We start from the raw sequence: 24,694 nt of genomic DNA on the forward strand, positions 1-24,694 counted from the left end.
CTGGATGTCCTCGAACAGCAGCAGACGCACGCGTTGGCCGGGCATTTGCCGCAGTGGTTGAGCCAAGCGTCACCGGTCCGGCGCGCCAGCCTGAAGACGGCGGTCATGGCGTTCATCGACGCGATGAAAAACTCGCACGCGCTGCTTGAGCGTGACCTGCCGCATCGCGATGATTTCGCCCGCAAGCGAGTCGAGGAACGCCTGCGCAAAGACTTCTCGCTCAAACAGGGATTCAGCATCACGCTGGACCTGCCGGACTCGACGAGCTGGCAGAAAACGCTCGTCGAAGGCGCCGCGCCGGGCACACCACAACGCAATGTGCTGACCGCCAGCAGCCAGCGCAGCACGCTGTCGATCGCGCAATTGGCGCCGGGCAATATCGATCAGCCGTTGTGGTTGCGCATGACCTTCATGAAGGTCGAGGTGATCGCCGATTCGGCCACTGAGCGCGAAGCACTGCTGCAGGGTGTGACCTTGCCGTACCTGCGCCAGTTAATCACCGACCTGGATTTGGCCGGGCACTATGAAGGGCTGATTTACCGTGCCTTCATGGGCTCGACCGCCGCCACCGCATTTGCCAACGAGCACCGCCGCGAATGCCTGACCGAACCGTTCCGCCAGATGTTGAAAATGCGCGGCGACTCGGCGCTGCTGCAACAGCAGATTCAGGAGGATGGCTGGAAAATTCTCAACACGGCAATCGATGCCGATACGGCCCAGGCGTTCGCCGCCAATGGCCAGCGCATTATCTTGCGGCCGGTGAATCTGACTGTCGGCGGGCCCGATACCGACGACGGCCCGAGCAGTTTGTCGGGGCTGACGTTTATTGAAGAACAAGTCAGCGGGACAACGTTGCTGTACTTGCCGGACAGCCCTGACGGTCAGTTCTTCCACCAGCGAGCCACGCTTGAATTGGCCCGCGAACTGCTGTTCAACCTGTGCCTGCGTCCGGTGATGGTCGACTACCTCGCGGGCCGCGCCTCGAAGGGTGATGTTGCCCACCACGTCAGCCGGATCAATCAGGCGCGCAGGGGCAATTTTGATGCCTTGATCGGTGCCGGCACCGCGTGGCCGGCGACTACTTCGCTGGCTGCGCATTTGCTCAATGCGCACATGGGCCGTTTGATCGAAGCGCACCGGGCGAACTCGCGTTCCAACCTCGCTCTGGCGCTGGAGCGTTACGCCTTGCAGGGCGGCGCGCTGTTCAACTACCTGAAAATGGCCCTCGGCATGCTGCCGTTTGTGGGCAGCGCCGTCGCGCTGTACGACGCCTGGGACAGCGCCAACCTCGCCGCGGCGGCGTTTTTGCGCGGCGAAGCGGGGCATGGGCTGACGCAACTGGAATCGGTGTTGTTGTCGCTGATCGATGCCGCGATGGATATCCTTCCCGGCGCGTCGTCCAGTCCGGGCGTGGCGCGTGCTTTGACTCGCCAGCGCCAGGTCAAGGCGTTGCTCACAGGCACTGTGGGATGGCAGCGTTCGTCGATGCGCAAAGTGAAGTCTCGCCTCGACCGGTTTGCCGGTTATGAGTACGAAGGCGCGGTGTCGCTGGAAGGCCTGCAACCGCACAGCGACGGCCTGTATCGCAACGTTTATCGGCATGCCTCGGGGGATTTCATTCTGCGCGAGGGGCGGATTTATCAGGTGCGACTGGTGGACCGGACGATGCGGTTGTCCGGCACGCGCGCTCGGGCTTATCAACAGGCGATTGCGCTGGACGAGGCGGGGCAGTGGGATACACGTTTTGCGCTGCACGGCACGCTGGCGGGGGACGGTCTGGCCGGTGGCGGCAATCTGCTCGGGCATCTGGCCGATGGGCTCGAGCCGTTGTGGCCCGCCGTAATTCGTCGCTGGTTGCCGCGCTGGCTGACCGATCGCGCAGTTGAGCATCAGCGCCGATTGGGTCGCACGATTGACGCCCTGTCGCGGCAACTCGACGTGCAGCATCGCCAAGGCAACGCGGCCCTCGGCGAATATCAGAACGCCGATGCCGCTACGCGCCGGGCAACCGTGGACGCGGTGGATGGCAAATGTGCCTACGACATCGAGCTGGCTACGCAACGTTATGAGCATGCCAGCCAGATGCTTTCCGTGAGCCACGGCAACCGGCGCCAGAATACGTTGGAGGTGATGAGCCAGTCGGCATTGGTGGTGGTCGAGCGCAGTCTGCACCGCAGCGGCCTGGCGAGGGATCGTTGTCTGGATTACCTGAGCGACATCGGCGCGCTCAACAGTCAGATGCTCGGTTTGCCGGCGGGCAGTGTCCGGGTTGCCTTGCGACTTGCCCGGCAAATGAACCAGATACGCACGAGGCTGATCCAGGAGCTGCGCAGCATCGACACGATCGTGGCGAACATCGAGGTGTGGCGCCAACGCATCAAGACGCGCGCGGACAAGGCTTACGTGGGCCAGGAGCTGGATAAGGCCAACGTTTCCCTGTCCGATAACAATCGCGATTACCTCAAGGCGCTTAATTATTTGCCGATGCTGACGCGCTACGATCGGGTATTTGATTCGTCGTGGATCTACCTCCATCGACGCGTGGCGCGCGCACGGGCCAAGGTGTATGACGCGCTGCATACACAACAGGATTTGCCGGATGTGATTGCCAACGTGCACCGGCGTAATCAGGTACTCAGCGAGTGCATCGAGGCCTACGACGAGTTCAGTCGTGACCTGATCGTCTGGTCGACGGGTTACGGGCAACACTTCGATAGGCTCTGGATTGCGCCGATGCTGGAACAACTGACACGCATGAGCAACCACGCGCGCCACGGGATCAAGAACGGCATCAAGCAATCGGCAAATGCCCGGAACAGCGGCAAGGAAATTTTCGAAACCGATGGCAATCGCTTGATGGTCGGTGAGAAACAGGTCGACCCGCTGACCCGCCAGACGAGCTTTGCCACCAGCGGCGAAGACGGCCGCGTTGAACACTGGCTACCCGCCAGTGCGGGTAAATATCAGCGTCAGTTGCCACCGCAACCGTTGCAGCCAGACGTCATCATCGACCGCCAGGCGCTATTGAGCGAAGCCCGTCAGCGTTTGGCGGCGCAGGCCGACTATCGCAGGAAGGTCGACGGTTATGCGCGCCAAAACATGTCGCCCGCCGACCTTGATCACATGATGACCAGTGAAGCGGCTGAATTGCGCGTGCGCGCGCGACGCGTTGACCGCGTTGCGGCGCACGATCCGCTGATCGCCCAACTGCATGCCAAGGCAGATGAATTGATCAAGGTCGGGCGTGATTTGCGTATCGAAAAAATGCTCGCCAGCACGACACCGACCGAAGGCTACCTGCATGAGCTGCACGAGTTGGCACCTGCGGGGCAACCGCTGATAAAAATACGCAAGGTCGGCACGCTGGTGGAGCAAGGCAGGCGCGCCGATGGGCGCCTGGATTTGCTTCAGGAGTTCGAAGTGCTCAACCTGACCGTCGATCCGCCGCAACCTTTGTGGTACGCGCATTTTCATTTCAGTTCGGCCAAACCGCTGTTCAATCGCTTCGACAAGGCGCACCTGAAAACACCGGATCAGCGCGATCTGGGTCTGAAGTGGCAACAAAAACAGGCCAGCAGTGGCGCGGCGGTCGACCCGATCTGGCGCGGTCCGATCGGCAAACCGTTCGCAGAGCTGTATTTCGAACCGCTGTTCCAGACCTGAGGCAAAACGCGGCTGTCCAGCTCACTTGCTCAGCTCAGCTCAGCTGTGCAGCCGCACCCACACCGACACCAGCACGCTGGCAGCGATCAACCACGCCAGCGCCGCCACGGCCAGTGACGCCTCCAGGCGCAAACGGTCGACCATCACGTACAACGTCGCGAGGTAGATGAAGTACGGGATGATCGACCACATGCCAAACACAATGGTGGTCTTCAAATCGTCCAGCGAACGGCCCTTGCCGACGATGTAATGGGCGATCAGGGCGAAGGTCGGAAACAGTGGCACCAGCCCGGCGATGTAATAGTTTTTGGTCTTCGCCAGCGCGGCGAGGATCAACACCACCGCCGCGCCCAGCGCTGCTTTCAGAATCAGGTCCATCAGTGGCTCAGCCCGTATTTTTTGACTTTATCGAACAGCGTGGTCTTGGCCATGCCGAGTTCCAGGCTGGCCTGGGTCAGGTTGCCGCCGCTGCGTTGCAGCGCGTCGTTGAGCAAGTTGCGCTCAAACGCTTCCACCGCTTCGGCGAACGCCAAGCCGTGGTTGCTGCCACTCGCGCCGGACTTCTTGAAGGCCGGCAGGCCGAGGGCAAACCGTTCGGCGACGTTGCGCAGTTCCCGGACGTTGCCCGGCCAGTCGTGGCTCATCAGGTTGGACACGGTCTGGTTGTCGAGCTCCGGCACCGCGCGGTCGAAGCGCAGCGAAGACTGCTGCAAGAAGTGCTCGAACAGTTGCAGGATGTCTTCACGGCGTTCGCGCAACGGTGGCAATTCCAGGGTGACGACGTTGAGGCGGTAATACAGGTCGCTGCGGAATTGGCCTTTTTTGCTCGACTCATCCAGATCGGATTTGGTCGCGGCAATCACCCGGCAATCCACCGCAACGCTTTGGTTCGAACCCAGCCGTTCGAGGGTGCGTTCCTGCAACACGCGCAGCAATTTGATCTGCAACGGCAACGGCATGCTTTCCACTTCATCGAGAAACAGCGTGCCGCCGTCGGCGTGTTCGATCTTGCCGATCCGTCGTTTGCCGGCGCCGGTGAAGGCGTTGGCCTCGTGGCCGAAGATTTCACTTTCGAAGAGGTTTTCCGGCAGGCCGCCGCAGTTCAGCGCGACAAACTGCTGAGTGTGACGACGGCTGAAATCGTGCAGGCAACGCGCGACCAGTTCCTTGCCGGTGCCGGTTTCACCCTCGATCAACACGTTGGCCGAAGTGTCGGCGACGTTGGCGATCAGTTCGCGCAGGTTTTGCATGGCCGGCGAGCGGCCGATGATCCGCCCTTCAAGCGAATCGCGTTCGGCCAATTGCCGGCGCAGCGACGAGACTTCGCGGGCGAGGCTGCGTTGCTCCAGCGCGCGGCGCGCGACGTCGACCAGGCGTTCCGGGGAGAACGGTTTCTCCATGAAATCGTAGGCGCCTTTTTGCATCGCGCCGACCGCCATCGAGATGTCGCCGTGGCCGGTAATCAGCACCACCGGCAGGCTGCGGTCGCGCGCCTTGAGGCGGGTCAGCAGTTCGAGGCCATCGATGCCGGGCAGGCGAATGTCGCTGATGACGATGCCGGCAAAATTGTCGCCGACTCGCTCCAGGGCTTCTTCGGCGCTGCCGACGCCGACGCAGGGAATGTCTTCGAGCGTCAGCGCCTGCTGGCAGCCGAGCAGCACATGGGGGTCGTCTTCGACGATCAGCACACTAAGGTCGTGGTTCATATTGGCTCGGCGGGAGTGGGGCTTACCAACGGTAAACTGAGGACGAAAGTGGTACCACCGCTGGCCGGGTGTTCGACACCCAAATGGCCGCCGGTGGCCGCCGCGAGGCTGGCGGACAGCGTCAGGCCGAGGCCCAGGCCCTGCTCGCCGGGTTTGGTGGTGAAAAACGGTTCGAACAGATGCTTGCGCGCTTCGGCGTCGATGCCGTGCCCGTTGTCGCGCACCCGCAGGCGATATTTGCCGTCGTGCTCTTCGCCCTCCAGCCACAGCGCGGGCAGCGGTTGCGATTGCATGGCGTCGAGCGCATTGCCGATCAGGTTGACGAGGATTTGCTCGAGCCGGGTTTGGTCGATCTGCACTTGCACGTCGTTGAAGTCGCGGTGCAATTGCAGGTGTGCGCTTTCCATCCGGCTGCCGAGCAATTGCAGCGCGGCCTCGACCGCTTTGCCGAGGCTGGCCTGACCCTTGTCGTCGCCACGCCGGGCGAAGGAGCGCAGGCTGGCGGTGATCCGGCCCATGCGGTCGATCAGTTCGTTGATGGTTTTCAAGTTGGTGCTGGCGACGTCGAGTTGCCCGCGTTCGAGAAAGCGCACGGTATTGCCGGACAAGGTGCGTAGCGCCGCCAGTGGCTGGTTCAGTTCGTGGGCAATGCTGGTCGACATCTGCCCGATCGCCGCCAGTTTGCCGGCCTGGACCAGTTCATCCTGAGCGCGGCGCAAGGTCTCTTCCGCCTGGCGCCGTTCGCGGATCTGGCCCTTGAGCCGATCGTTGCTGGCGCGCAGGTCGGTGGTGCGTTCGGTAATCCGACGTTCCAATTGATTGTTGGCTTCCTGCAAGGCTTCGCGGGCGGCGAGGCGGGTGGCAATCACCTTGCGTCGCTCGTTCCAGGCGATCAGCAAAAACGCCACCAAAGCAAACGCCACCGCCACCAGAATCCCCTGATTGATCGCTTCACGGCGCAAATCCGCGAGCGGCGTGAGCAGGGTGAAATTCCACGGCGTGTCGCTCAATGGCCGGGTCTGCGCGAGGTAAGTGATTTCCTGTTCGTCGGAGGCCAGTTCGCTGTTGGCCGGGAAGGTCAGTTTCTCCACACCTTCGGCCAGGGTTTCGCGGGCCAGCGGTTGCAGTTCGTTGAGCGGGAACCAGTAATACTGCAGGCTGCGGGCGAGTTTTTCCTTGGTCTCGTCGCTCAGCGGTACCACCGATTTGAGGCGTCGCGCCGGGTCGCTGGAGAGAATGATGATGCCGTTTTCGTCGCTGACAAACGCTTCAAGGCGCGCGCGCTGCCAGCGTTCTTCCATGGCTTCGAGGCGGACTTTGACCACGGCGACGCCGATGATCTTGCCGTGTTCTTCGAGGCCGTGGGCCAGGTAGTAACCGGGTTCGCCGTTGGTGCTGCCGATGCCGTAGAAACGTCCCGGCTGACCGCGCACGGCGTTCTGGAAATAAGCGCGGAAGGACAGGTCTTCGCCGAGGTAACTGTCGACATCGCGCCAGTTGCTGGTGGCCAGCACGCGGCCGGTGGTGTCCATCACGTAGATGGCCCGACTGCGGCTGCGCCGGTTCAGGCCTTCAAGGTATTCGTTGACCGTTTGCCGGGTTTCCGGCGACGGCTCGTCGAGCAATTTGGAAACGCCGGATTCCAGTTCGAGCAGGCTCGGCAGGTAGGTGTATTTGCTGATCTCGCTCTCGACGGCGCGGGCGTGCAGTTCGAGCTGACGCTGGCCATTCTCGCTGAGGCTGCGAATTCCGTAGTGTTCGCTGATCCAGAAGCCGATGTAGCCCAACCCGATCATCAGGGCGATGACCAGTGGCGGCAGGAACAGGTGACGGATCAGACGGGGTTTCACGGCGAGTGATGGCGGCGCGGCGCGATAGAGAGTGGGGTCGCATTTCATCACAGATGCCTTGGGTCAACCACAACACTTGCTTGTGAATCGCCGCAGTCCCTTGTGGGAGCGGGCATGTGGCGAGGGGGCTTGCCCCCGTTGGGTCGCGAAGCGGCCCCGGCTCTTCAAAGTCAAATCGCATTCAATGAGGATGCGACTGCTACGCAGCCGAACGGGGGCAAGCCCCCTCGCCACACAAGCCCGCTCCCACAGGTGGGGAGCGGTGCCTTCCTTAGTGCTGCAAAATTTTCTCGAGGAAATGCTGCGCGCGTTCGGAGCGGGCGCTGATGTCGCCGAAGAACTCCTCCTTCGGGCAGTCTTCGATGATCTTGCCCTGGTCCATGAAGATCACGCGGTCGGCCACTTTACGGGCGAAGCCCATTTCGTGGGTTACGCACATCATGGTCATGCCTTCGTGCGCCAGTTGCACCATTACATCGAGCACTTCGTTGACCATTTCCGGGTCGAGCGCCGAGGTCGGTTCGTCGAACAGCATGACGATCGGGTCCATCGCCAGCGCACGGGCAATCGCCACGCGCTGTTGCTGGCCACCGGAGAGCTGGCCCGGATGCTTGTGAGCGTGCGCCGACAAGCCGACGCGCTCGAGCAATTGCAGGCCTTTCTTGGTGGCCTCTTCCTTGCTGCGGCCCAACACCTTGATCTGCGCGATGGTCAGGTTTTCGGTGATCGACAGGTGCGGGAACAGCTCGAAATGCTGGAACACCATGCCCACGCGCGAACGCAGTTTCGGCAAATCGGTCTTCGGGTCGGCGATGGACGTGCCATCGACTACCACGTCGCCTTTCTGGAACGGTTCCAGGGCGTTGACGCATTTGATCAGGGTCGATTTGCCCGAGCCGGACGGCCCGCACACCACGATCACTTCGCCTTTTTTGACCTCGGTGCTGCAATCAGTCAGCACCTGGAAGTCGCCATACCACTTGTTGATGTTCTTGATAGAGATCATACGGCAAACCTTTTTTGCAGACGCTTGACCAGCAGCGAGGCGGCAAAGCTGATTATGAAGTACGTGAGACCTGCGAAAATCAGGAACTCATTGGAGCGACCGATGATGTCGCCACTGGCGCGCGAAGCATTGAGGAAGTCCACCAGACCGACTGCGTACACCAGCGAGGTGTCCTGAAACAGGATGATGCTCTGTTGCAGCAGCAGCGGGGTCATCTTGCGGAACGCTTGCGGCAGGATGATCAAACGCATCATCTGGCCGTAAGTCATGCCCAAAGCCTGGGCGGCGCCCATCTGGCCTTTGGAGATCGATTGCACCCCAGCCCGGACGATTTCGCAGAAGTACGCGGCTTCGAACATCATGAATGCAACGATGCAGGAAGCGAATGCGCCAATCGGCGTGTCTTCACCGGTGATCCAGCGCAGCACGAACGGCACCGCCAGGTAGAACCAGGTGATGACCAGCAGCAACGGAATCGAGCGGAAATAGTTGACGTACGCGCCGGCCAGGTTCGACAGCAGCTTGTTATGCGACAAGCGCATCAACGCCAGAATCGTGCCGAGGATGATCCCGCCGACGACGCCCAGCGCCATCAGTTGCAGGGTCATGACCATGCCATTCCACAGACCCGGCAGGGAAGGGATGATGCCCGAGAAGTCGAATTCCATCATTTACCCCCTAGCGAGATCAGGCCCGGCACGGCGACTTTCTTCTCGACCAGACGCATCAGCAGCATCAGGCTCATGTTCAAGGTGAAGTAGATCAGCGTGGCCAGAGTGAAAGCTTCGAACAGGTTGGCGGAGAACTCGGCGGTCTGTTTGGTCTGCGCGAGCAGCTCCATCAGGCCGATCAGCGAGGCTACCGACGAGTTCTTGAACACGTTGAGAAATTCCGAGGTAAGCGGCGGAATAATGATGCGGTAAGCCTGGGGCAGCAGCACGTTCCAGTAGATCTGCGGCAGCTTGAAACCCATCGCGCGAGCGGCGGATTCCTGGCCGCGCGGCAGTGCCTGGATGCCAGTGCGCACTTGTTCGCAAACGCGAGCGGCGGTGAACAAGCCCAGGCACACGACAACGCTCAGGTAAGCCGAGGTAGTCGGGTTGAGGTCTTGTTTGTACCAGTCCTGCAAGTCTTGCGGCAGCAGGTCCGGCACCAGGAAGTACCAGATGAACAGCTGAACCAGCAGCGGCACGTTACGAAAGAGTTCGACGTAGCAGGTCGCAATGCCGGCAACGACGCGGTTTGGCACGGTACGCATGACGCCCAGGATCGAGCCCAGCGTCAGCGCGATAATCCAGGCTACGACGGCGATGGCGATGGTCCAGCCCAGGCCGGAAATGAACCAGTCGAGATAGGTCTCGCTGCCCACGCCGGTGGACTTGAAGAACACGCCCCAGTCCCATGTGTAATTCATCAGGGTCTCCCCTCGGATCGATCAGTATGCAAATGCCCGCCTGGGGAAGCTCCGTTCCCGCCTGATCGTGAAGATCAGGCACACGCGATCGGCTCGACAACCACCGGTTCGAGTGTTTCCAGAATATGCCAGCAGGGAGTGACTACCTCCTGAAAGGGTCGCGGCCCTCTCAGGAGATAAGATTAGTCAGAAATCAGGACTTCTTGTCGTCAGCCGCTTTATCGGTCGGATTGGCGATCAGGGCCTTGAGCTCGTCGCTCATCGGGAAGTTCAGGTTCAAGCCTTTAGGCGGGATTGGCGCCATGAACCATTTGTCGTAGATCTTGTTGATCTCGCCCGACTTGTAGGTCGCCACGATGGCGTCGTCTACAGCCTTCTTGAACGGTGCATCACCCTTGCGCACCATGCAGCCGTAGATCTCGTAGGACTGCGGATCACCGGTCACTTCCCAGTCGGTGGCCTTCTTGGCTTTGGCGGCTTCACCGGCCAGAAGGGCGTCGTCCATCATGAATGCCACAGCGCGGCCCGATTCCAGCATCTGGAAGGACTCGCCATGGTCTTTGGCGGAGATAACGTTCATGCCCATCTGCTTGTCGGCGTTCATCGACTTGAGGATGCGCTCGGACGTGGTGCCAGCGGTGGTCACGACGTTCTTGCCTTTCAGATCATCGAAGTTCTTGTACTTCGAGTCTTTCTTGGACAGCAGACGGGTGCCGATTTCGAAGATGCCGACGGAGAAGTCAACTTGCTGCTGACGCTCGACGTTGTTGGTGGTGGAGCCGCATTCGACGTCCACGGTACCGTTTTGCACCAGCGGAATACGGGTTTGCGAGGTGACCAGGTTGTATTTGACCTGAAGGTTTGGCAGGTCGAGGTCTTTCTTGATGGCTTCGACGATTTTCAGCTGGATATCGTGGGAGTAGCCAACCGGCTTGCCGGAAGCATCCGCGATATAGGAAAACGGAATGGAAGCGTCGCGATGCCCGAGGGTGATGACGCCGGACTCTTTGATCTTCTTCAGTGTGCCGGTGAGCTCGGCAGCGAAAACTGGCGTGCTAATCAGAGCGGCAGCAATGGCTGCGCCCAGGATATGGGGAACGATGCGCATCAAATTTTCCTCGACATTGTTTTTTTTATGGAGCCAGTTCGTCGGCCCTTTTGTGCTTCGATCGCAGGGCGGCGCCTGAAAGGTCGCTCGACAATACGTTCGTCCAAGAGTGTAGAGCATGACTCGTGCCAGACCAGTCACCGCAGATCAACTTGTTGATTTATAAGGCTATTAAGTTTTCGTGACGGAGAATTTGTTACAAGGTTATCCGGTAATCCGAATTGACCGCCAAGTCGCGTTCGGAAAACCGAATGCCACGAGTATCTGTAGGAGCAAGGCTTGCCCGCGATGGCGGTGTATCAGTCAAAACAACTATTTCTGTGAAGACGCCATCGCGGGCAAGCCTTGCTCCCACAGGGGCGATGGTGATCCGCGGAATGCAGAAAGCCCCCGAACCTCACGATTCAGGGGCTTTCCTTTAACCGGCTACCCGATCAGGCCGCTTCGATCTTGCTGCGGTTCTGTTCGACCTTGCTCAGGTAATCAGCCAGTTTCTGCTGCTCATCCGGGGTGGTGAACAAGCCGAGTTTGCTGCGACGCCAGAGGATGTCGTGGGCGGTGGTGGCCCATTCTTCGCTGCACAGGTAATCGACTTCGCGGGTGTAGAGACCGCCGCCGATGTGCTCGCCCAAGTCATTCAGGCTCTGCACGCCTTCGAGCATGCGCCAGGTGCGGCTGCCGTAAGTGGTGGCCCAGCGGCGCGCGATTTCGGTCGGCACCCAGTCGAACTGGTCGCGGATTTTCGCGGCCAGCGCTTGCGGGGTGGTCATGTCTTCGCCGCCGGGCAGGGTCGCTTTGGCGGTCCAGCTCGGTTTGATGTGCGAGAAGTACGGCGCCAGTTGCGCCATCGCCGATTCCGCCAGTTTGCGGTAGGTGGTCAGCTTGCCGCCGAACACCGACAGCAGCGGCGCGTCTTCGCCAGTGCCGGACAACGCCAGCGTGTAGTCGCGGGTCACGGCCGAAGGGTTATCGGACTCGTCATTGCACAGCGGACGCACGCCGGAATAGCTGTGCAGAATGTCGTCGCGGCTGACTTGCTTCTTGAAGTGCGCGTTGACCACTTTCAACAGGTAATCGGTTTCACCCTCGGTGATCGCCACGGCAGCCGGGTCACCGGTGTACTCGCGGTCGGTGGTGCCGATCAGGGTGAAGTGGTTCAGGTACGGAATGGTGAAGACGATGCGCTGATCTTCGTTTTGCAGAATGTGCGCGTGTTCGCCTTCGTACAGTTTCGGCACGATCAAGTGGCTGCCCTGAATCAAGCGGATGCCGTACGGCGATTCCATTTTCAGGTCGTCACGAATGAACTTGGCAACCCACGGACCGGCGGCGTTGACCAGCGCTTTGGCGCGAATCGAAAACAGGCTGCCGTCGGCGCGTTCCAGGTGCAGGTGCCACAGGCCTTTGGTGCGTCGGGCGCTGACGCAACGGGTCTGGGTGTGAACGTGCGCGCCTTTTTCGCGGGCGGCCATGGCGTTCAATACTACGAGGCGGGCGTCGTCGACCCAGCAATCGGAGTATTCGAAGCCTTTGGTGATTTCGCTTTTGAGCGGGCTGTCCGGGCCGAACTTCAGGCTTTTCGAGCCTTCGAGTTTTTCCCGTTTGCCAAGGTTGTCATACAGGAACAGACCTGCACGGATCATCCACGCTGGACGCAGGTGCGGCCGATGCGGCAGCACGAAGCGCATCTGCTTGACGATGTGCGGGGCTTTGGCCAACAGCACTTCGCGCTCGGCGAGGGCTTCACGCACCAGACGGAATTCGTAATGTTCGAGGTAGCGCAGGCCACCGTGGATCAGCTTGCTGCTGGCCGACGAGGTGTGGCTGGCCAAGTCGTCTTTTTCACAAAGGAACACCGAAAGACCGCGACCGGCGGCATCCGCTGCGATCCCCACGCCATTGATCCCACCACCGATGACGGCGATATCGTAGACCTCGGCGAGAGGGGGCGTAGGCAAGGTAGAAGTGGGCATCGGCTGGCCTCGGGCTTTTATGATTTTCGATATTGGAATTCGAACATTAATGTTCATTTGCGAAAATGGTAGCCCATAAAGCCGCGCACAGCCAGTCGACTTCGATTGAAAATACTGATCGAAGGGCTGAGAAAGGAAAATTTACGAACATTCGGATGTGCGGTAGGGCTGAGGGTGTGTTGCATCGGCGACCGCTATCGCGAGCAAGCTCGCTCCCACAAGGATTGCGGTGAACCCTGTGGGAGCGAGCTTGCTCGCGATAGCGTCGGTAGGAACGACGAAGTTATGAAGGGGATTAAACGACCTCGAGCCGAATCTTGTGCTGACTCAACAACTGCGCCAGCGCCGGAACCGGCTGCTGATCTGTCACCAGACAATCGATCAAGCTGATTGGCCCGAGGCGAATCATGGCGTTGCGCCCGAATTTGCTTGAGTCCGCCGCCAGAATCACCTGGCGTGCGTTGGCGATGATCGCCTGCGAAACGCGCACCTCCTGATAATCGAAGTCGAGCAAACTGCCGTCTTCATCGATCCCGCTGATGCCGACCAGGGCGAAATCCACCTTGAACTGGTTGATGAAATCGACACTCGCCTGACCGACCACGCCGCCGTCGCGCCGCACATTGCCGCCGGTCAGCAGGACATCGAAGTCGTCCTTGGCGCTGAGCATGGAAGCCACGTGCAGGTTGTTGGTGATGATCTTCAGGTGATTGTGATTGAGCAGCGCCCGGGCAATCGATTCGGTGGTGGTGCCGATATTGATGAACAGCGAGGCGTGGTCGGGAATCTGTGCGGCAATGGCTTCACCGATACGCTGCTTTTCATCGCGCATCTGGTCGGCGCGCATGGCGTAAGCGGTGTTTTCGACACTGGAATCGTAGGCAGCGCCGCCGTGGTAGCGACGCAGCAAATTGGCTTCCGCGAGTTGATTGATGTCGCGGCGAATGGTTTGCGGTGTAACGACGAACAGCGTGGCCATTTCCTCGATGCTCACATAGCCGCGTTCGCGGACCAGCTCGAGGATTTGTTGCTGACGGGGAGGCAGATTCATGGGGCTTCCTTTGGGCTGCCGTGCAAAATTTGCCCATGATGCCGCACGAATCCACTCCCTGCCAGTTACATACCGATACGAGTCCTCAGCTTGGCTTATTCAGCGCCTTCGTGCGGTTCCCAATCACGTGTGCGGCTGACCGCTTTCTTCCAGCCGGCGTAGAGTTTTTCCTTGGCGCTTTCGTCCAGTGCCGGTTCGAATTCGCGCTCGATCACAGCCTTGCCACGCAATTCGTCGAGGCTGCCCCAGAAGCCGCATGCCAGGCCGGCCAGGTAAGCGGCGCCGAGTGCGGTGGTTTCGCGCATTTGCGGACGCTCGACCTGAGTGCCGAGGATGTCGGCCTGGAACTGCATCAAGAAGTTGTTGGCCACTGCGCCGCCGTCCACGCGCAGGGATTTCAGGCGTTCGCCGGAGTCCTGCTGCATGGCGTCGAGGACGTCGCGGGTCTGGTAAGCGATCGATTCCAGCGCGGCGCGGATGATGTGATCAACGCGCACGCCGCGGGTCAGACCGAACAACGCGCCACGGGCATACGGGTCCCAGTACGGCGCGCCGAGACCGGTAAACGCCGGCACCAGGTACACGCCGTTGCTGTCCTTGACCTTGCTGGCGAAGTATTCAGTGTCGTGCGCGTCGTTGATGATTTTCAGTTCGTCACGCAGCCACTGCACGGTCGAACCGCCGTTGAACACTGCGCCTTCCAGTGCGTAAGCCACTTCGCCTTTCGGCCCGCAAGCAATGGTGGTGAGCATGCCGTGCTGGGATTTCACCGCTTTGTCGCCGGTGTTCATCAGCAGGAAGCAACCGGTGCCGTAGGTGTTTTTCGCCTGGCCGGGCTCGACGCACATCTGGCCGAACAGGGCCGCCTGTTGGTCGCCAGCGATGCCGCCAATGGCGATCCCGCTTTTGGTGTGGCCGTAGATTTCCGAGGAAGACTTAACTTCCGGGAGCATCTCGCGCGGGATGTCGAGGATCTCCAGCATCTTCGCGTCCCACTCCAGCGAGTGGATGTTGAAGAGCATGGTGCGCGAGGCGTTGGTGTAGTCGGTGACGTGGACTTTGCCGCCGGTAAATTTCCAGATCAGCCAGCTGTCGATGGTGCCGAACAGCAGTTCGCCGTTGCGCGCACGCTCGCGGCTGCCTTCGACGTTGTCGAGGATCCACTTGAGTTTGGTGCCGGAGAAGTACGGGTCGGTGACCAGGCCGGTGGTTTCGCTGATGTATTGCTCGTGGCCATCGCGCTTGAGCTGCTGGCAGATCTCGGTGCTGCGGCGGCACTGCCAGACGATCGCGTTGTAGATCGGGCGGCCGGTGGTCTTGTCCCAGACCACGGTGGTTTCACGCTGGTTGGTGATGCCGATGGCGGCGACCTGATCGTGATGCAGGCCGGCTTGCGCCAGGGCCTCGACCATCACGGCGCTTTGCGTCGCGAAGATTTCCATCGGGTCATGTTCGACCCAACCGGCTTGCGGGTAATGCTGAACGAATTCGCGCTGCGCGGTGCAGACCACGTTCGCGTCGCGATCGAAAATGATCGCGCGGGAGCTGGTCGTACCCTGATCAAGGGCAATGATGTAGTTCTTATTCTGAATATCGGTCATGTCGATTGCCTTGGACGAAAAAGAAGTGAGGTCAGGCGCGCGATCAAATGGGCAGGATCACGCGCCAACGGTATCAAGAAGTTCTTGGTTTGCCGTCAATGGCCGGTGCTGCGTCCTTTGTAGCAGGTTCGGCGCTCGGCAAATGACGGGCAATCAGCCCGCGATAAGCAGCAGCCCCGAGGCAGGCACCGACAATCGGTGCAAAGATCGGAATCAGGAAATACGGGATATCGCGCCCGCCGGTGAGGGAAATTTCACCCCAACCGGTAAAGAAAGTCATCAGCTTGGGTCCGAAATCACGCGCCGGGTTCATCGCAAAACCGGTCAGCGGGCCCATCGAGCTGCCAATCACCGCAATCAACAGGCCGATCAACAGTGGCGCCAGCGGGCCTTTCGGCAAGCCATTGTTGTCGTCAGTCAGGGACATGATTACGCCCATGAGGATCGCGGTGATGACCACTTCAACCAGAAACGCCTGGGCTGTAGACAGCGCAGGGTGCGGGAATGTGGAGAACACCGAGGCCAATTCAAGGCTGGCCTGAGTGCCGCGAACCATTTGGTGAGTTTGTTCGTAATCGAAGAACAGATTGCTGTAGAGGGTGTAAACCAACAGGGCACCGCAAAACGCGCCAGCTACTTGGGCGAGGATGTAGAAGGGCAGTTTGCGCTTTTCGAAATCGGTGAAAATGCTCAGGGCGATGCTGACGGCTGGATTGAGATGCGCCCCGGAAATCCCGGCGGTGAGGTAGATCGCCATGCTGACGCCGACGCCCCAGATAATGCTGATTTCCCACAAACCGAAGCTGGCACCCGCGACCTTGAGCGCAGCAACGCAACCGGTGCCGAAAAAGATCAACAGGGCGGTGCCGAGGAATTCGGCCATGCATTGGCTGGAGAGTGGCGGTTGTTTTAAAGCAGTTGTCATCGAAAACCTCTTTTTTGTTGTTGTCTGGCGCTTTGTCATCGTGGGCAAAGCGCGATTTTCACCAGAACAGGATCCCCATCCTCTTTCTGATTTACTGCCGGGTGCTGCTTTGTGCTCATTCGTACAGTATTCGCATTCGAAAAAATATAGACAAGAAACGCCGCTGTCAAAGGTCGAAAGTGAACCGTCAGTCACAATTAAACTATTAGTGGTGTGAATGATCGTCTTGATGGCGCGGCGAATTGCTCGCGAACCCTTCGCGCAGGCTGGTGCCAAGCCTTTGAAATAGCGCCGCAATAGAGCGTTTTGCGCGGCGATGACCTAGAATCCGGCGCAGTGTTTTTCTTCTGCCGTCGCGACTGGAGGCGTCATGACACCCGCATTGGATTTGTTGAAAAAAGTTCGAGCCGAACATCGCGTGCACAGTTACGAACATGATCCGAAAGCTGCGTCGTATGGGCTGGAGGCCGCGGAGAAACTGGCGTTGGCCCCGGCGCAGGTGTTCAAGACGCTGCTGGCGGCCAGCGAGAAAGGCGAATTGCTGGTGGCGGTGGTGCCGGTGGTCGGAAGTCTGGATTTAAAGCACTTGGCGCAGGCGGCCGGGGTGAAGAAAGTCGAAATGGCTGACCCCGCAGCGGCGCAACGCGCGACAGGTTATCTGCTGGGCGGGATCAGCCCGTTGGGCCAGAAGAAGCGTCTGCGCACCTTTATCGACAGTTCGGCGCAGCCGTTCGCGAGTATTTTTGTCAGCGCCGGGCGCCGAGGGCTGGAGGTCGAATTGGCGCCGGCGGTGTTGGCCGAACATACGCAAGCGAAGTTCGCCGACATCGGCCGTCCCTGACGAATGCTGATGTAGGAGCGAGGCTTGCCCGCGAAGGCGTCAGTATTACCGACATTTTTATCGGCAAAACTGGCGCTCTCGTGGGCAAACCTCGCGCCTACATTGAGAGGTGCGATCAGTTGGCGGTGCTGTAACGGCGAACGCCGGATTCGACCACTGGAATCTGCGCCGCCGTGCTGCCGGACGCCTGGAACAACACCAGATGCTCGGCGACCACACGAATCCCGACCTGCGCACCGACCAAGTGGTCCGCGTGGCTCGGGAAGATCGATTCCAGTTGCGCTCCCGTCGGCAACTGCAAGCGATACAACGTCGATGCACCGAGGAACGTCTTGCCGACGATCCGCGCTTTCAAGGCGCTGTCCGGGTCATACACGATGTCGTCCGGGCGCAACAATACATCCACCGCGCCGCCAATCGGCCAGGTGTAGGCACGGTTGCCGCGCAACTCACCGAGTTCGGTCTGTACCGATTCCGGGCTGCTCAACTGGCCGCGAATGAAATAACCCTGGCCAATGAAACTGGCGACATAAGGTGTCAGCGGTTCGTGATAGAGGTTGTAGGGCGTATCCCACTGCTCAAGCCGACCTTCCTTGAACACCCCGACATGATCGCTCACGGCAAAGGCTTCTTCCTGGTCGTGAGTGACCAGAATCGCACTGGTGCCACGCGCCTTTAGAATGTCGCGCACTTCATGGCTGAGCTTGCGGCGCAATTCGCCATCGAGATTGGAAAACGGCTCATCAAGCAGCAGTAATTGCGGTTCCGGCGCCAGTGCGCGGGCGAGGGCGACACGTTGCTGCTGGCCGCCGGACAGCTCGTGCGGGAAGCGCTTGCCGAGGTTTTTCAGGTTGACCAGTTCCAGCAACTCTTCGGTGACGCGATCCTTTTGCGGATGCTTGCGAATGCCGAACGCGATGTTTTCGGCGACGCTCAAGTGCGGGAACAGCGCGTAATCCTGGAACACCATGCCGATCCGGCGTTTCTCCGGGGCGAGGGTGAAACCGGCGCTGGAAATAGTCTCGCCACCCAACTGGATTTCACCTTCGTGCACCGGTTCGAAACCGGCGATGGCACGCAACGTGGTGGTTTTGCCGCAACCCGAAGAACCCAGCAGGCAACCGATGTCGCCGGCATTCAAGTGCAGGTTGAGGTTCTGCACCACGCGCTGGTCTTGATAGCCGCAGGCGAGGTTGCGCAGGTTAAGCAGTAATGGCTGGCTCATGCGTGGTGATACGCCGGAGTGACCAGAAATTCGAGCAATGCTTTCTGCGCGTGCAGACGGTTTTCCGCTTGATCCCAGGCAACCGAGCGCGGATCGTCGAGCAAGTCGAGGCTGATCTCTTCGCCCCGGTGCGCTGGCAGGCAGTGCATGAACAACACATCTTCGGCCGCGAGGTCGAGCAGGGCACGGTTGACCTGGAACGGTGCGAACAGCTTCAAGCGTTTGGCGGTTTCTTCTTCCTGACCCATTGAGGTCCAGACGTCGGTGCTGACCAGATGCGCGCCGCGCACGGCATCCCGAGGATCGCGGACGATGGTCACGCGATCGCCGGCCTTGGCCATGAACTCGGCGCTAGGCTCGAAACCTTCCGGGCAGGCAATGCGCAATTGGAAGTCGAACTGAATCGCCGCTTCTATATAGCTGTTGCACATGTTGTTGCCGTCGCCGATCCACGCCACGCTTTTGCCCTGAATCGAGCCCCGATGTTCGAGGAAGGTCTGCATGTCTGCCAGCAACTGGCACGGGTGCAAGTCATCGGACAGGCCGTTGATCAGCGGCACGCGCGAATTGGCAGCGAATTCGGTCAGGGTGCTGTGGGAAAAAGTACGGATCATCACCGCATCAAGCATGCTCGACATGACAATCGCGGCGTCACCAATCGGTTCGCCACGGCCCAGTTGAGTGTCGCGCGGCGAGAGGAAAATCGCCTGGCCGCCGAGCTGGATCATCCCGGCTTCGAACGAGATACGCGTGCGCGTCGACGACTTCTCGAAAATCATCCCGAGCACGCGGTTTTTCAGAGGCTCGAACAGTACGCCGCGGTTACGCAGGTCCTTGAGCTCAACGCCTCGACGGATCACGCTGACCAGCTCTTCGGGCGTGCAATCCATCAGGGAGAGAAAGTGCCTTGCGCTCATCATTGACTACCTTTTTGCTACAAACCGCAGATGCTCAAAGCCTTGTTTAACGGAACAACGGGCGAGACCTGCGGCGTAAGCCGCACGGGGCGACGAAATAGGGGAAGGCGCGATCTTATAATTAAATGTCGCGTCTTACCAATAGGGGGCTTATTTTTCCGCCTGCGCAGATGTTTCAGGATTTGCAGTGGAATGACGCATTTGTACACGGTGCCCAAGCTCGATTGCAAATAACCCGGACGCAGAAAGCGAGATCTTCGAGAGTCGCCAAGCGCTTACCAAGCTCGGTGAGCGTTCATTTGGTCGGAACAGCCACGCTGTCGGCGTCGAAACATTTGCTAATGCAAAGTGCTGGGTTATAACTACGGCTCGAGCGACGCAGGAAGCCTACGCATGGAATCGAAAGAACAACAGTTAATGGAACTACTTGGCCTCACGGCCCGCTCTCTGACCCATCTCACCGCCTCCATGACTTCAATGTCGTTTGAGTTGATGCGCAGCGACGACGAAGTGACCAAAGCCGCCGGCCGACGCATGATCGACCGCATGGCGACCATCAGCTCCGGGCTCGATGAGCATTGGCGCCTGATCGGCGAACTGACCGGGGTGCATATCGCCCACGAGCAGATCGAAACCATCCAGGAAATCCAGTTGCAGGCGCCGCCGCGGCTGCCGACCAACTGACGCTTGCGGGCCATCGGCTGGCCTGATGGCTGGCGATTCACAAGACGAACGTCGCTGGCGCAGCGACGGTTCGCGCGCCATAGTTTTGTTCCCGCGGCCGACTTTGCCCGCCCAGAACAAAACAGAGACTGGCCATGACCAAGACTCTCCACCACCGTGCCTGCCACCTGTGTGAAGCCATTTGCGGCCTGACCATCGAAACCACCGAAGCCGAAGGCCAGGTGCAGATCACCTCGATCAAGGGTGATCCGCTGGACACCTTCAGCCGTGGGCACATTTGCCCAAAAGCGGTGGCGCTGCAGGATATTCAGAATGACCCCGATCGCCTGCATCAGCCGATGCAGCGCGTGGGCAGTGAATGGCAGCCGATTGCCTGGGAAGACGCCTTCAATCTGGTCGCCGAACGGCTGGCGGCGATTCAGGAGCGGCATGGGCAAAACGCGGTGGCGGTCTATCAGGGCAACCCCAGCGTGCACAACTATGGGTTGATGACTCACAGCAATTATTTCCTCGGCCTGCTGAAAACCCGCAACCGTTTTTCTGCGACCTCGGTCGATCAGCTGCCGCATCACCTCACCAGTCACCTGATGTACGGCCACGGTTTGCTGTTGCCGATTCCGGACATTGATCACACCGATTTCATGCTGATCCTCGGCGGCAATCCGCTGGCGTCGAACGGCAGCATCATGACCGTGCCGGACGTGGAAAAGCGTCTGAAGGCGATTCAGGCGCGCGGCGGCAAAGTGGTGGTGGTCGATCCGCGCCGTAGCGAAACCGCTGCCATTGCTGATCAGCACGTGTTCGTGCGCCCCGGTGGCGATGCGGCGCTCCTGTTCGGGCTACTGAATACCTTGTTCGCCGAAAACCTCACGCGCGACAGCCATTTGCCGGTCGATGGTCTGGATCAGATGCGCGAAGCGGTCGCGAGTTTTACTGCGGAGGCCATGAGCCCGCTGTGTGCCGTGCCTGCCGAGCAGATTCGCCAATTGGCCCGGGACTTTGCGGCGGCGCCAAGCGCCGTGTGTTATGGACGCATGGGCGTCTCGACCCAGGCGTTCGGGACGTTGTGCCATTGGGTCGTGCAGTTGATCAATCTGGTGACCGGCAATCTTGACCGGGTCGGCGGCGCGCTGTGCACCGAGCCGGCGGTGGATCTGGTGGCTTCGACCTCGGGTGGGCATTTCAATCTGTGGCAGAGCCGCGTGTCCGGGCGCCCGGAATATGCCGGGGAATTGCCGGTGTCAGCGCTGGCCGAGGAAATGCTCACTGGCGGTGAAGGGCAGGTGCGCGCGCTGGTCACTGTGGCGGGCAATCCGGTGCTGTCGACGCCCAACGGCCGCCAACTCGAGCAGGCGCTGGATGGCCTGGAGTTCATGGTCAGCATCGACCTGTACATCAACGAAACCACGCGTTACGCCGATCTGATCCTGCCGTCGACCTCGGCGCTGGAAAACGATCATTACGACACCACCTTCAATATGTTCGCGGTGCGCAATGTCAGCCGTTTCAATCGAGCGATCCTCGCCAAGCCGCAAGGCGCGCTGCATGACTGGGAGATTTTTGTCGGGCTGGCCAAAGCCTTCGCGGCGAAAACCGGCAAGGAACTCAAGCCGACGATTGCCCCGGCGCAGATGATCGACCGGGGTTTGCGCATGGGCATGTATGGCGATGCGGCGGAGCAAAAACTCTCGCTGGCGACCTTGTTCGATCATCCTCACGGCGTTGATCTGGGCGCGCTCAAAGCCAATTTGGCGCCACGCCTGAGAACCGCGAATCAGCGTGTGCAAGCCGCGCCGCCGGCGATCCTTGCCGATCTGGCGCGTTTCGCTGCGCTGCAAGCCCCGGCGCCCGATGAGTTGCTGATGATTGGCCGTCGGCATGTGCGCAGCAATAATTCGTGGATGCACAACTATCATCGATTGGTGAAAGGCAAGCCGCGTCATCAGTTGCTGATGCACCCTGAGGACCTGGCCAGTCGTGGGCTCAGTGATGGGCAACTGGTGCGAGTCAGCTCGCGGGTCGGGGCGATTGAAGTCGAAGTGCTCGGCAGCCTCGACATGATGAAAGGCGTGGTCAGCCTGCCGCACGGTTGGGGTCACGCGCGACCGGGCGTGCAGATGGCGATTGCCAGCAGTCAGCCGGGATCGAGCGCCAATGACCTGACTGATGAGTGTCAGCTCGATGAGTTGTCGGGGAATGCGGCGTTGAATGGTGTGCCGGTGACCGTGGCGGCGGCTTGATCGAGTCTGTCGGGGAGTCCGAGCATGGCGCTCGGGTTTCCGTTACAATGCGCCACCGTGCCGACCACTGAGTCGGAAAGTTCAGCCGAGGTGCTCCATGGATATCATCGAAACGATTAAAGAGCAGATTGCTAACAACACCATTCTGCTTTACATGAAAGGCTCGCCGAATGCCCCGCAGTGTGGCTTCTCCGCGAAAGCCGCGCAGGCTGTAATGGCCTGTGGCGAAAAGTTCGCTTACGTGGACATCCTGCAGAACCCGGAAATCCGCGCCAACCTGCCTAAGTACGCCAACTGGCCAACCTTCCCGCAATTGTGGGTTGGTGGTGAACTGGTCGGCGGTAGCGACATCATGACCGAAATGGCCGCTGACGGTTCGCTGCAGACCACGATCAAAGCCGCTGCCGAGAAAGCCGCAGCAGCCAAGACCGAAGCCTGATCCGGGTTCTCTACGGGGAACGACCTGATCTGCTTCTTGTAGGAGCAAAGCTTGCTCGCGAAGCAGGCGCCGCGGTTTATCAGTTACACCGCGTCATCGTTCTTCGCGGGCAAGCCTCGCTCCTACAGAAGCGAGGCAATAAAAAGCCCCGCACCTCATAAGAGGGCGGGGCTTTTTAGTGTCTCGAGTTTAGCGAACGCTAATTACTCTTCGCCCATCTGCGATTGCAGATAGTTCTCAAGACCAATCTTGTCGATCAGGCCCAGCTGAGTTTCCAGCCAGTCGATATGTTCTTCTTCGGCTTCAAGAATATCTTCAAGCAGTTCACGGCTACCGAAGTCGCCAACGGTTTCGCAGTGTGCGATCGCGACCTTCAAATCCGCGTGACCGGTGCGTTCGATACGCAGGTCGCACTCAAGCATTTCGCGGGTGTGCTCGCCGATCTGCAGCTTGCCCAGGTCCTGCACGTTCGGCAGACCTTCGAGAAACAGGATGCGCTTGATCAGCTTGTCCGCATGCTTCATCTCGTCGATGGATTCTTTGTACTCGTGCTTGCCCAGCTTGTTCAGGCCCCAATCTTCGTACATGCGTGCATGCAGAAAGTATTGATTGATCGCGACCAGCTCATTGGCAAGGATCTTGTTGAGATGCTGGATGACTGTAATGTCGCCTTTCATGATCGGGTCCTGTCCTGTATTAACTGACTATGGGCCAGAGTTTGAGCCGCACAACTAACAGTGTCAAACCTAAGTTATTGAAAGTTATATGAAAATTAATCGGAATAAGAATGTTTGTGTTCCGCGTCTAGAACCTAAGCGATTGATTTTCAGGCATAAAAAAACCGGACATGAGTCCGGTTCTTAGAAATTGGGTAGTTATGCGGCTGTAAATTCAACTGGAAAAGGAATCGCAGCCTGGGCCGTTTGCAGCTTGGTAAGGGTTTCGCGAACCACTTCTTTGGCCAGGCAGGCGCATTTGCCGCATTGGCTGGCTACGCCGGTAGCCTGACGGACTTCCTTGTAGCTGCAGCATCCTTCATAGATTGCATCGCGGATTTGACCGTCGGTGACGCCAGTGCAGAGGCAGACATACATAAGTGAGAACCGTCGCTGGTTGTGACTCAATTGCGGTGGATCTTAATGTTAACGAGAATGATTGTCAAAGTGGTTTCTGTAAACCCTGTGCAACAACTGCCAGTGTCTGACGAACGGTTTTAGTCGGGCAATCGGCCATTAGCGCTCTCGGCAGCAAATTGCCGTGCCATCAAAAAACCATTAAAGACAGCTCAAATACGCCGTGTATGATGGGCGGTCCTTACCAAGCAGGTTCGTGTCACAGGGATGTCGCTTGCGGGTGGCAGGCTGACGCGAAACCCGAGCTTCACGTTATTAGACCAGGAGATATCCAATGAGCGTACTCGTAGGCAAACAAGCCCCGGACTTCACCGTACCGGCCGTTCTCGGCAACGGCGAAATCGTCGACAGCTTCACCCTGTCCTCGGCCATCAAAGGCAAATACGGCCTGGTGTTCTTCTACCCACTGGACTTCACCTTCGTTTGCCCGTCCGAGCTGATCGCTCTGGACAACCGCGTTGCTGACTTCAAGGCACGCAACGTTGAAGTGATCACCGTTTCGACCGACTCGCACTTCACCCACAATGCATGGCGCAACACCCCGGTGAACAATGGCGGTATCGGCCAGGTTCAATACACCATGGCTGCCGACATCAAGCAGGAAATCATGAAGGCCTACGACGTTCAGTCCGCTGACGGCGTGGCATTCCGTGGCGCCTTCCTGATCGACGACAAAGGCGTTGTCCGCTCGCAGATCATCAACGACCTGCCGCTGGGCCGTAACATCGAAGAGCTGGTCCGTCTGGTCGACGCTCTGCAATTCCACGAAGAGCACGGCGAAGTCTGCCCAGCCAACTGGAAAAAGGGCGACAAAGGCATGACCGCTTCCACCGAAGGTGTTGCGGCTTACCTGACCGAGCACGCTGCGGCGCTGTAAGCCCAAGCGTCAGGCATAAAAAAACCGGCCATTGCGGCCGG

General features: G+C 59.5%; 21 protein-coding genes. 6 read left to right on the plus strand and 15 right to left on the minus strand.

The window, feature by feature from the left end:
- The first annotated feature begins 105 nt into the window (after positions 1–105).
- Positions 106–3,663, plus strand: coding sequence for a hypothetical protein (locus tag BLU01_RS19500; RefSeq protein WP_157720174.1), 3,558 nt, complete (start codon positions 106–108; stop codon positions 3,661–3,663).
- A 39-nt stretch (positions 3,664–3,702) separates the two neighbouring features.
- Here the strand turns inward: BLU01_RS19500 and BLU01_RS19505 are convergent, their stop codons facing one another.
- The 11 genes from BLU01_RS19505 to BLU01_RS19555 form a co-directional block, all read right to left on the minus strand.
- Complete coding sequence (locus BLU01_RS19505; protein WP_178076567.1) at positions 3,703–4,032, minus strand: GlpM family protein; 330 nt, start codon at positions 4,030–4,032, stop codon at positions 3,703–3,705.
- A gap of 8 nt (positions 4,033–4,040) precedes the next feature.
- A complete protein-coding gene (gene aauR / locus BLU01_RS19510; protein ID WP_092278594.1) occupies positions 4,041–5,369 on the minus strand; it encodes a two-component response regulator AauR in 1,329 nt (442 codons plus the stop codon).
- Entirely contained in the window at positions 5,366–7,267 is a 1,902-nt protein-coding gene (gene aauS, locus BLU01_RS19515; RefSeq protein WP_092278596.1) for a two-component sensor histidine kinase AauS, read from the minus strand. The genes aauR and aauS overlap by 4 nt, the downstream gene beginning before the upstream one ends.
- Positions 7,268–7,490: 223 nt before the next feature.
- Complete coding sequence (locus BLU01_RS19520) at positions 7,491–8,225, minus strand: amino acid ABC transporter ATP-binding protein (protein ID WP_092278598.1); 735 nt, start codon at positions 8,223–8,225, stop codon at positions 7,491–7,493.
- Positions 8,222–8,893: an amino acid ABC transporter permease gene (locus tag BLU01_RS19525; protein WP_092278600.1), complete on the minus strand. Its 672-nt coding sequence runs from the start codon at positions 8,891–8,893 to the stop codon at positions 8,222–8,224. Before BLU01_RS19525 ends, BLU01_RS19520 begins: the two co-directional genes overlap by 4 nt.
- Complete coding sequence (locus BLU01_RS19530; protein WP_092278602.1) at positions 8,893–9,639, minus strand: amino acid ABC transporter permease; 747 nt, start codon at positions 9,637–9,639, stop codon at positions 8,893–8,895. The genes BLU01_RS19525 and BLU01_RS19530 overlap by 1 nt, the downstream gene beginning before the upstream one ends.
- Positions 9,640–9,832: 193 nt before the next feature.
- On the minus strand, positions 9,833–10,747 hold the full coding sequence (locus BLU01_RS19535; protein WP_092278604.1) for a glutamate/aspartate ABC transporter substrate-binding protein: 915 nt from the start codon (positions 10,745–10,747) through the stop codon (positions 9,833–9,835).
- 434 nt (positions 10,748–11,181) lie between these two features.
- Complete coding sequence (gene glpD / locus BLU01_RS19540; RefSeq protein ID WP_092278606.1) at positions 11,182–12,720, minus strand: glycerol-3-phosphate dehydrogenase; 1,539 nt, start codon at positions 12,718–12,720, stop codon at positions 11,182–11,184.
- Positions 12,721–13,015: 295 nt separating this feature from the next.
- Entirely contained in the window at positions 13,016–13,771 is a 756-nt protein-coding gene (locus tag BLU01_RS19545; protein ID WP_007916700.1) for a DeoR/GlpR family transcriptional regulator, read from the minus strand.
- Positions 13,772–13,866: 95 nt separating this feature from the next.
- Positions 13,867–15,372, minus strand: a complete 1,506-nt coding sequence (gene glpK, locus BLU01_RS19550) for a glycerol kinase GlpK (protein WP_092278608.1) — start codon at positions 15,370–15,372, stop codon at positions 13,867–13,869.
- Between the two features lie 73 nt (positions 15,373–15,445).
- Positions 15,446–16,297, minus strand: a complete 852-nt coding sequence (locus BLU01_RS19555) for an MIP/aquaporin family protein (protein ID WP_092278610.1) — start codon at positions 16,295–16,297, stop codon at positions 15,446–15,448.
- 370 nt (positions 16,298–16,667) lie between these two features.
- Here BLU01_RS19555 and ybaK point away from each other — a divergent pair, with 370 nt between their 5' ends.
- Positions 16,668–17,138, plus strand: a complete 471-nt coding sequence (gene ybaK, locus BLU01_RS19560) for a Cys-tRNA(Pro) deacylase (protein ID WP_092278612.1) — start codon at positions 16,668–16,670, stop codon at positions 17,136–17,138.
- Between the two features lie 115 nt (positions 17,139–17,253).
- Here the strand turns inward: ybaK and BLU01_RS19565 are convergent, their stop codons facing one another.
- Together BLU01_RS19565 and argF are read right to left on the minus strand one after the other, a co-directional pair.
- On the minus strand, positions 17,254–18,363 hold the full coding sequence (locus BLU01_RS19565) for an ABC transporter ATP-binding protein (protein ID WP_092278614.1): 1,110 nt from the start codon (positions 18,361–18,363) through the stop codon (positions 17,254–17,256).
- Positions 18,360–19,280, minus strand: a complete 921-nt coding sequence (gene argF, locus BLU01_RS19570) for an ornithine carbamoyltransferase (protein ID WP_092278616.1) — start codon at positions 19,278–19,280, stop codon at positions 18,360–18,362. The genes BLU01_RS19565 and argF overlap by 4 nt, the downstream gene beginning before the upstream one ends.
- 393 nt (positions 19,281–19,673) lie before the next feature.
- Here argF and BLU01_RS19575 point away from each other — a divergent pair, with 393 nt between their 5' ends.
- From BLU01_RS19575 to grxD, 3 genes are all read left to right on the plus strand, one after another.
- Positions 19,674–19,964, plus strand: a complete 291-nt coding sequence (locus BLU01_RS19575; RefSeq protein WP_092278618.1) for a hypothetical protein — start codon at positions 19,674–19,676, stop codon at positions 19,962–19,964.
- 134 nt (positions 19,965–20,098) lie between these two features.
- Positions 20,099–22,204, plus strand: coding sequence for a molybdopterin oxidoreductase family protein (locus tag BLU01_RS19580; protein ID WP_092278620.1), 2,106 nt, complete (start codon positions 20,099–20,101; stop codon positions 22,202–22,204).
- Positions 22,205–22,301: 97 nt separating this feature from the next.
- On the plus strand, positions 22,302–22,643 hold the full coding sequence (grxD, locus tag BLU01_RS19585) for a Grx4 family monothiol glutaredoxin (protein ID WP_092278622.1): 342 nt from the start codon (positions 22,302–22,304) through the stop codon (positions 22,641–22,643).
- Positions 22,644–22,846: 203 nt separating this feature from the next.
- Here grxD and bfr read toward each other — a convergent pair whose 3' ends face one another.
- Complete coding sequence (bfr, locus tag BLU01_RS19590; RefSeq protein ID WP_092278624.1) at positions 22,847–23,320, minus strand: bacterioferritin; 474 nt, start codon at positions 23,318–23,320, stop codon at positions 22,847–22,849.
- Between the two features lie 198 nt (positions 23,321–23,518).
- Entirely contained in the window at positions 23,519–23,737 is a 219-nt protein-coding gene (locus BLU01_RS19595; protein ID WP_008057530.1) for a bacterioferritin-associated ferredoxin, read from the minus strand.
- A gap of 313 nt (positions 23,738–24,050) precedes the next feature.
- On the opposite strand from BLU01_RS19595, the gene BLU01_RS19600 reads away from it, so the two are divergent.
- Positions 24,051–24,653 carry a peroxiredoxin gene (locus tag BLU01_RS19600; RefSeq protein ID WP_092278626.1) on the plus strand — a complete coding sequence of 201 codons (603 nt, stop codon included), beginning with the start codon at positions 24,051–24,053 and terminating at the stop codon, positions 24,651–24,653.
- The last annotated feature ends 41 nt before the right edge of the window (positions 24,654–24,694 follow it).

The sequence above is a fragment of the Pseudomonas prosekii genome, assembly GCF_900105155.1.
Lineage (GTDB): Bacteria > Pseudomonadota > Gammaproteobacteria > Pseudomonadales > Pseudomonadaceae > Aquipseudomonas > Aquipseudomonas prosekii.

Bases quoted from the DNA above. Each gene is read 5' to 3' on its own strand.
- BLU01_RS19595 (WP_008057530.1), bottom strand. From the start codon at position 23,737: ATGTATGTCTGCCTCTGCACTGGCGTCACCGACGGTCAAATCCGCGAT.
- BLU01_RS19600 (WP_092278626.1), top strand. From the start codon at position 24,051: ATGAGCGTACTCGTAGGCAAACAAGCCCCGGACTTCACCGTACCGGCC.
- ybaK (WP_092278612.1), top strand. From the start codon at position 16,668: ATGACACCCGCATTGGATTTGTTGAAAAAAGTTCGAGCCGAACATCGC.
- BLU01_RS19555 (WP_092278610.1), bottom strand. From the start codon at position 16,297: ATGACAACTGCTTTAAAACAACCGCCACTCTCCAGCCAATGCATGGCC.
- BLU01_RS19565 (WP_092278614.1), bottom strand. From the start codon at position 18,363: ATGAGCCAGCCATTACTGCTTAACCTGCGCAACCTCGCCTGCGGCTAT.
- argF (WP_092278616.1), bottom strand. From the start codon at position 19,280: ATGAGCGCAAGGCACTTTCTCTCCCTGATGGATTGCACGCCCGAAGAG.
- BLU01_RS19580 (WP_092278620.1), top strand. From the start codon at position 20,099: ATGACCAAGACTCTCCACCACCGTGCCTGCCACCTGTGTGAAGCCATT.
- glpK (WP_092278608.1), bottom strand. From the start codon at position 15,372: ATGACCGATATTCAGAATAAGAACTACATCATTGCCCTTGATCAGGGT.
- BLU01_RS19525 (WP_092278600.1), bottom strand. From the start codon at position 8,893: ATGGAATTCGACTTCTCGGGCATCATCCCTTCCCTGCCGGGTCTGTGG.
- glpD (WP_092278606.1), bottom strand. From the start codon at position 12,720: ATGCCCACTTCTACCTTGCCTACGCCCCCTCTCGCCGAGGTCTACGAT.
- grxD (WP_092278622.1), top strand. From the start codon at position 22,302: ATGGATATCATCGAAACGATTAAAGAGCAGATTGCTAACAACACCATT.
- BLU01_RS19520 (WP_092278598.1), bottom strand. From the start codon at position 8,225: ATGATCTCTATCAAGAACATCAACAAGTGGTATGGCGACTTCCAGGTG.
- BLU01_RS19500 (WP_157720174.1), top strand. From the start codon at position 106: ATGGCGTTCATCGACGCGATGAAAAACTCGCACGCGCTGCTTGAGCGT.
- aauS (WP_092278596.1), bottom strand. From the start codon at position 7,267: ATGAAATGCGACCCCACTCTCTATCGCGCCGCGCCGCCATCACTCGCC.
- BLU01_RS19530 (WP_092278602.1), bottom strand. From the start codon at position 9,639: ATGAATTACACATGGGACTGGGGCGTGTTCTTCAAGTCCACCGGCGTG.
- bfr (WP_092278624.1), bottom strand. From the start codon at position 23,320: ATGAAAGGCGACATTACAGTCATCCAGCATCTCAACAAGATCCTTGCC.
- aauR (WP_092278594.1), bottom strand. From the start codon at position 5,369: ATGAACCACGACCTTAGTGTGCTGATCGTCGAAGACGACCCCCATGTG.
- BLU01_RS19545 (WP_007916700.1), bottom strand. From the start codon at position 13,771: ATGAATCTGCCTCCCCGTCAGCAACAAATCCTCGAGCTGGTCCGCGAA.
- BLU01_RS19575 (WP_092278618.1), top strand. From the start codon at position 19,674: ATGGAATCGAAAGAACAACAGTTAATGGAACTACTTGGCCTCACGGCC.
- BLU01_RS19535 (WP_092278604.1), bottom strand. From the start codon at position 10,747: ATGCGCATCGTTCCCCATATCCTGGGCGCAGCCATTGCTGCCGCTCTG.